Origin of the sequence: Bacillus sp. M13(2017), from assembly GCF_002218325.1 — a bacterium.
Classification (GTDB): domain Bacteria; phylum Bacillota; class Bacilli; order Bacillales; family Bacillaceae_G; genus Bacillus_A; species Bacillus_A thuringiensis_K.
The window spans coordinates 1067069-1073304 of record NZ_KZ268500.1 but is presented as its reverse complement, the minus strand read 5'-3'; the positions used below and the strand labels follow the sequence as shown (position 1 = coordinate 1073304).

The following is a 6236-nucleotide window of genomic DNA, read 5'->3' as shown; positions in this document are numbered from 1 at the left end:
AATTCATTTTGCACTTGCCGTATTGAGTTGCCAGCATCCACAGATCGGAGTGCTCGTTGCAATTTATCAATATCTGTTCCTGCCCCTAATGCTTCACGACCGATGATTCCAATTGCTTGTTCTAACTGACGACTTGTAGCTGTTCCATTTCGAATTGCATTCACAAGACGATTTCCTAATGCTCCTGCAAAATCATCAACGCTTTTTCCTGTAGCTCTAAACAATGTTTCTAATTGCCTTGTAGAACTCGCTACATTCTCTTGTTCAGCTTTCATGTTTCCGAGTTTATTTTTAAGACCATTAAGTGACCCTTCTGTAAATTCAATCTCACGCCTAAATGCACGATACTGTTCTTCAGAAATTTTACCGTTTTGAAATTGAGCTTGTACTTGTTGTTCCGCTGCTTTCAACTTATCTAGCTTTTGCGTTGTATTCTCTATCTGTTGTGTAAGTAACTGTTGTTTTTGCGCTAATGCTTCCACATTACCAGGATCAAACTTTAACAAACGCTCCACATCTTTTAGTTCTTTAGCTAAAGAATCGCTTTGTTTATTAACATCTTTTAGAGCGTTTTGTAACGGTTGAGTGTTACCATTAATTTCAATCGTAATACCTTTAATTCTTCCTGCCATTTTCTCACCCCTTTCTTAGAATGAATCGAAGTCTTTTTGATTTGCTTTTCTAACTTTTTCTTTATCTGGATTCTCCATTTCAGCGAATTCAGAAATGTAATCAAAACAATCACCGATCGTCATAATTTCCAAATCCCAATGTGTTAATTTCGCTTTATAACAAAGAGCAAGGAACGTATCAGTGGTTAACTCTTCATCACTGAAATCGCCTTGCTCTTCATTAATTTTCTTTAGTTTTTTTTTGCTCCCATTGTACTTTGAATCATATCCATAATTTCTGGAAGAATTTCAGAGATAGGGAATTCATCAAAACCATCTAACCAAGTAATCGGTTCAGCAATTTCTGGATTTGCTGTTTTTGCATATAACCAAACTAGATCATATACAACCTCAAAATCTACTTTACTTAAATCCGCATTTGCTAAATCAATAGTAGCACCAGCTTGAGGATTTGAAGGAGCAATAAATCCTAATTTGAGCATGTCTGCAAATAAATCACGTCTAAATTGTGCTTTATATCGTTTAACGGTTGCTGCTGTACTTTTTAATCGAACTTGTTTTCCATCTATAGTAATTGTCTTTTCCATTTATAATTACGCTCCTTTTGGTACTACTGGTGTTTTTACATATACTTTTTTGTACCAGTCGTTATAAATTGCTTGTGTTGTTTTAGCAGTCGTTTTCGTTTTAACCATCGGTCTTCCACCTGGTACTAAAACAATTGGGCTAGAAACAAACTTCAGTTCATTTGTATTTGGTTCAGCCGAACTTGTTTTTGTTTTGGATGCAAGTGTTGGACGACTTGCTGAACAGTTATACATAACATGTCGAGTTGCGTTCACGTCACCATCAAACTCAAATAATAAAGCGAACGGTTTTCCTTTTGCATCAGCTAATTCATTTAATACGCCATCCGTTTCATCTAATTCCTCACCCAGTGCATCGATAGCAAATTTTTCTGGGATAGTAGCAATACTTAATGTTCCATCGTAACCTTGGTTATTACTTGCCGCGTAATAAAGCATGTCATCTGCATAGAATTCAATTAAATCACCGCGTGGCTCAAAAGTTAGTTCCACTCCACCAGGTAATGGAATTGGTGTCCCAAATGTAACTAAGGAATCTTTAATATCAAATGGCACGTAATGTACATTTTTCAAACCGAATGTTACTTTGTTTTCATTCATTTACAACAACCTCGTTTCATATGTTTTTTGAAATAATTTCTCAGATTCAATAAAAATCCCATACGAGTCATAAGGTATTTCATGATCATCTAGGACCTTTTCCAGCTTGGCTTCTGCAACCAAATCTTTTCTAGTTGTATAAAGCTCAATATTTAAATCATTTATCTTGTGATACACCTTGTTATCAGCCATTAAATTTGCTGATCCATCCACAAGGAAACATATATAAGGTGGCGCTGGTACTGGCTTACCTGGTGTTGCTGTGAAATGCGAATAAGCCACAGGATATCCTGTAGCTTCAAGAATTTTTGTTAATTCACCTAATGTCATTGTTGAACCGCCCTTTCAATACGTCTTGGCAATTCATCAATTACATATTCTTCAACTGGACGGATATGCACCTGTGCGGGAACACGCCCACCCCCGACTTTCGCATGTCCATTTTCTAAAAGATGCGTTAATTGTCCTTGTGAATTGTGGACGACAACACCATTACCTTCTTTTTTCTTACGCCATCCTTTACGATATGCCCCTGTTTTTTTAGGACTACCTTGCTTTAATTTTTCTACAGCAACATCAGCAACTTCTTCTTGCGCTGTCAGTAATTCTTCTTCCACAACATTTGCATATCTTTGCAATTCTCTAGTAAGTTCGCTCGCAAAATCATTCATATCAAATATGCTCCTTTGCGATAATAGTCAATGTTTGATACATTTCATCATCATTCATTGGCGGTTCGATAATATCAAAGATACGACCTTTCATATTGATTCGCATTAATTCTGTAATACCTGCTGTATAAGGCATCACAAACCGATAAATTCGTGTAGATTGTGATGCCGAAGCTTCAATGTACTCCGAACCTTTTACCGTTTTTATCATTGCCCATGCTTTTTTTACTTCTTGCCAATTACCTGTTTCAACTTCTTGATTCAAATCATCTTTTATTACTTCAGGCTGCTCAATGATAATTCGATTTCTACAATCACCTGTATTCAGTGGTTTCTTGTACTGAAAAGGACGCATATTAATCACCGTCCAATTTAATTTCTTCTAATGCTTTATCGATACCTAAACTATTAATCTGACTTAAAAAATTCTTGTCAAAATACTCTAATGCATCGTTATAAACATAACGAGAACGTTCAAAGACTAATTCTTTGAACTCCTCGTCTTTATTTAAATCATAATTCCCACAAACCCTAAGTAATGCCTTGTTAGACGTAGAAAGGATGCGCTTTAGGTTATCATCTTCCTCATCACCCAAGTGCATCCTATCTTTAAATTCCTGTAATATTTCATTTGAAATTACTGTATCCATTCACATCATCCTTGTGTTGGTGGAGTTACTTCTTCAAGCTTTAATATGTAAACTTGTGAAGTGTATTTATCCTTCGGTTTACCTGTAGCATATTGTTTAGCAATATAAACAGTTGCATCTTCTAAAGCTAATGTTTCTTCATACTTTTTGATTGGCTCTGTTCCACCCATCGCTGCAATGTATTCCCCTCTAACAAAGAAAACCACTTGTCCTTGAGGTACAAATACAGATTCTGTTGGGATTGGATTAAAAGGTAAGCTCGTTACATATACACCTGCCGCATTTTGAATCGTAGCATTTGCTTGAATATCAAAAGTATCAAATGGATTTGTTACCATAACTACTTTACCAGCAATATTTTTTGGTCGATCTGCATCTGTTTTACCATCAGGGTTTAATTTTTTAGCCAATAATTTGACCACGCCTTTTAATTCATTAATTGTTTTGCGACCAGGCTCAAAAGTTAAAGTTCCAGCAACTTTTTTATCTGGATATACTCCATTCGTGACACTTCCGCTAGGGTCTTTTAATAATCCAATAGGTTCATTTTTACCCGTACCAGCTACAAAACCACGTTCTAAACCTACTGACATCGCTTCTGTAATCATAGTACGAACATATCGTTCCACCCATACTGGACCAAGCTTCAACATATCATTTGCTAATGGAATAAATGCCGTTAATTTCAGTTGAGTAATAGATTCTTTTCGGAATGTAGCATTTAATTGCCCTTTAATATCACCAAATAAAGGTCCCCATACAGCTGCACCCTCTGGATCTCCGTAAATAAATTCTGTCACGGCTCCTAAATTCTCTAAACCGATATGCTCTAGTAACGGATGACCTTGAACTAAATCATCAAAAATTCTCTCTTGTGTTGTTTTAGGTAAAGTTTCAGTAGATTTAAAGCCACCATCTTCAACAACGGCATTAAAGAACTTCATTTCTTCACTTGTTAGTACATTAGCACCGCGAGATTGCATAATAGAACGATCTACCATTGATTCATTCACTTGATTTAAAATATCCGAACGAACATCGGTAGCAAGTGCTTCAATCATGGAATTTAACGCTGCTGATTGTTCTTCCGCTGTACCTTCTTGCGTTGCTTTCGCGAAAGCTAGTTTCTTCTCTTCAAAATTATTAAATTTAATAACCATATTTTATTTTCCTCCTAAAGTTAAAAAGAGCGTACTCAAATTCTGTTTTGTATGAACAGGCTTTTGAATAGGCTCTTTTGGATTTGTATTCGTTTGTAAATCATTCAGAATTTCATTTTTCAAACCTGATAATGCTGCATTTAAATCTTCTTTTGTAATCCCTGGGCTTTTGTTCATGGTTCCATTTCTAAAGCCATCGATTACCTTCTGCGGAAGCATGGCAGCAGTAGAAGCTGACGCTGTCATTTTAACCTGATTATCCATAAACATGATTTCATCCACAAAATTATTTTCTAATGCTTGTTGTGGACCCATCCAAGTTTCTTCAGCCATCATATTAAGCAGTTCTTCTTCTGATTTACCACATTTAATGACATAAGCATTTACAATTGCTCGATCTGTTATTTTTAACATCTCGGCTGCCTTTGACATATCACGATGATCTCCACCATTCCACATTGAAGCGTTATGAATCATAATTTGTGCTGTAGGTGAAATTCGGACTTTATCACCAGCCATCGCAATTACAGAAGCCGCACTTGCAGCCAAACCAACAATTTGAACTTCTACATGACCAGGGTAATTTTTTAATGCTGTATAAATTTCTGACCCTTCGTGTACATAACCACCAGGACTATTAATAGATACAATCAAATCATCACCATTGGCATTAGTTAGTTCTTTCGAAATTTTACCTGGGCTTGCAGCATCCATTTCAAACCAATCATAAATCCAAGCTTCATCATTAGAAATAATTGGACCTTTCACGTCAATTTTCACCGTCATTTTCTTTCTCACCCCCTTCAGATTCATTTAATTTTGTATAGTTCTTCGTAATATGATGTATATTTAGGTTTGGATCATCCGACTCTTCATAATCTACCTCTGAGCGAATTTCATTCCCTGTAAATGCACTGGAAGAAATGAGTTTATCAATACTTGTCGCAAGATCAAATATACTTTGATAGGAAACAGCCTTAACCTCAATTTTTTGTCCTAAAAGATATTCACTCATTTCAAAGAATTTAACATTCGCTTCATCAGATAGTTTTTTTAATAATGGTCGTACTGTAAAAAGCATATAATTTTTCGTTTGCTTTTCTACATCCGCCATTTCTCCATATATCAAAGCTATGGGAATACCAATTGCCATAGCTACTTGATTTAAGAAACCATTTGTTACTTTATTGATTTCTTCCACACTTGGGCCATTTGCAACACCATTGTATATCTCATTATAATTAATACCTTTTTGCTGTGGAACAATAGCTATATCTTTCGAACCAATTGACTTATACATGTTGTCTATAAACTCTTGTAACTTTGCTATTTGTTCCTCAGTTTTAGCACCAATCATATCCATATCAACTGTTCCGCGAACTTGATTTTTACGTTTTTGAGAGTTTAATATTCTGCCGAACAAATCCCCATAATCTGCAAATAATCCATCAATAAGTGGGGTTAATTTATCATTCCGATACTTCAAATGAATAACTTCGCTTTGTTTAAAACTTCTCTTAAACGTATAATCTTTTACCCTTACATCCGTAAAAGTATCTTCAAACACAGCGTACTCATTATGTTGAAATCCATCTGCAATAAGTAAATCACTATCATCTGCTTGTATAACTAAACACTCATTATCATAAATAAGTTTTCGAACAAACCGTTCCCAAAAAGTACTTGCGGTCATATTCTTGTTTGGTCTTACGTTTAATCGATAATAAAGCTCATCCTTCTTAAATGCTTTACCATTTCTTATTCTAAATTCAGATTGACTAATCGTCCTTCCTAAAAATGAAACGCATGTATCAATTGCCAATCGTTTCATATGAAGCCTGTTTGCTGTATCAGTTATTATGTCCAGATCCAACATGAATTCTAGTTCCTTATTTCTTTTAAATACTGAACCTAACCATCCAATGATTATCACCCC

At 35.4% G+C, this 6236-nt stretch carries 9 protein-coding genes and 1 pseudogene; all 10 read right to left on the bottom strand.

The features are described 5' to 3' along the window. Positions 1–632 (bottom strand): annotated as a pseudogene (locus tag CGQ22_RS06220) (hypothetical protein); the annotation flags it as partial. A 230-nt stretch (positions 633–862) separates the two neighbouring features. Beyond that, positions 863–1219, bottom strand: a complete 357-nt coding sequence (locus CGQ22_RS06215) for a hypothetical protein (protein ID WP_089148399.1) — start codon at positions 1217–1219, stop codon at positions 863–865. A gap of 6 nt (positions 1220–1225) precedes the next feature. Further along, entirely contained in the window at positions 1226–1819 is a 594-nt protein-coding gene (locus CGQ22_RS06210) for a major tail protein (protein ID WP_089148398.1), read from the bottom strand. Beyond that, positions 1820–2149, bottom strand: coding sequence for a hypothetical protein (locus tag CGQ22_RS06205; protein ID WP_089148397.1), 330 nt, complete (start codon positions 2147–2149; stop codon positions 1820–1822). Further along, on the bottom strand, positions 2146–2490 hold the full coding sequence (locus CGQ22_RS06200) for an HK97 gp10 family phage protein (RefSeq protein ID WP_089148396.1): 345 nt from the start codon (positions 2488–2490) through the stop codon (positions 2146–2148). Before CGQ22_RS06200 ends, CGQ22_RS06205 begins: the two co-directional genes overlap by 4 nt. Position 2491: 1 nt before the next feature. Further along, positions 2492–2845 (bottom strand): phage head closure protein, encoded by a 354-nt coding sequence (locus CGQ22_RS06195; RefSeq protein WP_089148395.1) that lies wholly within the window; start codon positions 2843–2845, stop codon positions 2492–2494. Between the two features lies 1 nt (position 2846). Further along, a complete protein-coding gene (locus CGQ22_RS06190; RefSeq protein ID WP_029442425.1) occupies positions 2847–3140 on the bottom strand; it encodes a hypothetical protein in 294 nt (97 codons plus the stop codon). A gap of 5 nt (positions 3141–3145) precedes the next feature. Next, the gene (locus tag CGQ22_RS06185) at positions 3146–4300 is read right to left on the bottom strand and encodes a phage major capsid protein (protein ID WP_089148394.1); all 1155 of its coding nucleotides are present in this window, start codon (positions 4298–4300) and stop codon (positions 3146–3148) included. Positions 4301–4303: 3 nt separating this feature from the next. Next, complete coding sequence (locus tag CGQ22_RS06180; RefSeq protein ID WP_089148393.1) at positions 4304–5086, bottom strand: head maturation protease, ClpP-related; 783 nt, start codon at positions 5084–5086, stop codon at positions 4304–4306. Continuing rightward, complete coding sequence (locus CGQ22_RS06175; protein WP_089148392.1) at positions 5070–6233, bottom strand: phage portal protein; 1164 nt, start codon at positions 6231–6233, stop codon at positions 5070–5072. The genes CGQ22_RS06180 and CGQ22_RS06175 overlap by 17 nt, the downstream gene beginning before the upstream one ends. Positions 6234–6236 lie beyond the last annotated feature (3 nt).

Bases quoted from the DNA above. Each gene is read 5' to 3' on its own strand.
- CGQ22_RS06190 (WP_029442425.1), bottom strand. From the start codon at position 3,140: ATGGATACAGTAATTTCAAATGAAATATTACAGGAATTTAAAGATAGG.
- CGQ22_RS06185 (WP_089148394.1), bottom strand. From the start codon at position 4,300: ATGGTTATTAAATTTAATAATTTTGAAGAGAAGAAACTAGCTTTCGCG.
- CGQ22_RS06210 (WP_089148398.1), bottom strand. From the start codon at position 1,819: ATGAATGAAAACAAAGTAACATTCGGTTTGAAAAATGTACATTACGTG.
- CGQ22_RS06195 (WP_089148395.1), bottom strand. From the start codon at position 2,845: ATGCGTCCTTTTCAGTACAAGAAACCACTGAATACAGGTGATTGTAGA.
- CGQ22_RS06205 (WP_089148397.1), bottom strand. From the start codon at position 2,149: ATGACATTAGGTGAATTAACAAAAATTCTTGAAGCTACAGGATATCCT.
- CGQ22_RS06180 (WP_089148393.1), bottom strand. From the start codon at position 5,086: ATGACGGTGAAAATTGACGTGAAAGGTCCAATTATTTCTAATGATGAA.
- CGQ22_RS06200 (WP_089148396.1), bottom strand. From the start codon at position 2,490: ATGAATGATTTTGCGAGCGAACTTACTAGAGAATTGCAAAGATATGCA.
- CGQ22_RS06215 (WP_089148399.1), bottom strand. From the start codon at position 1,219: ATGGAAAAGACAATTACTATAGATGGAAAACAAGTTCGATTAAAAAGT.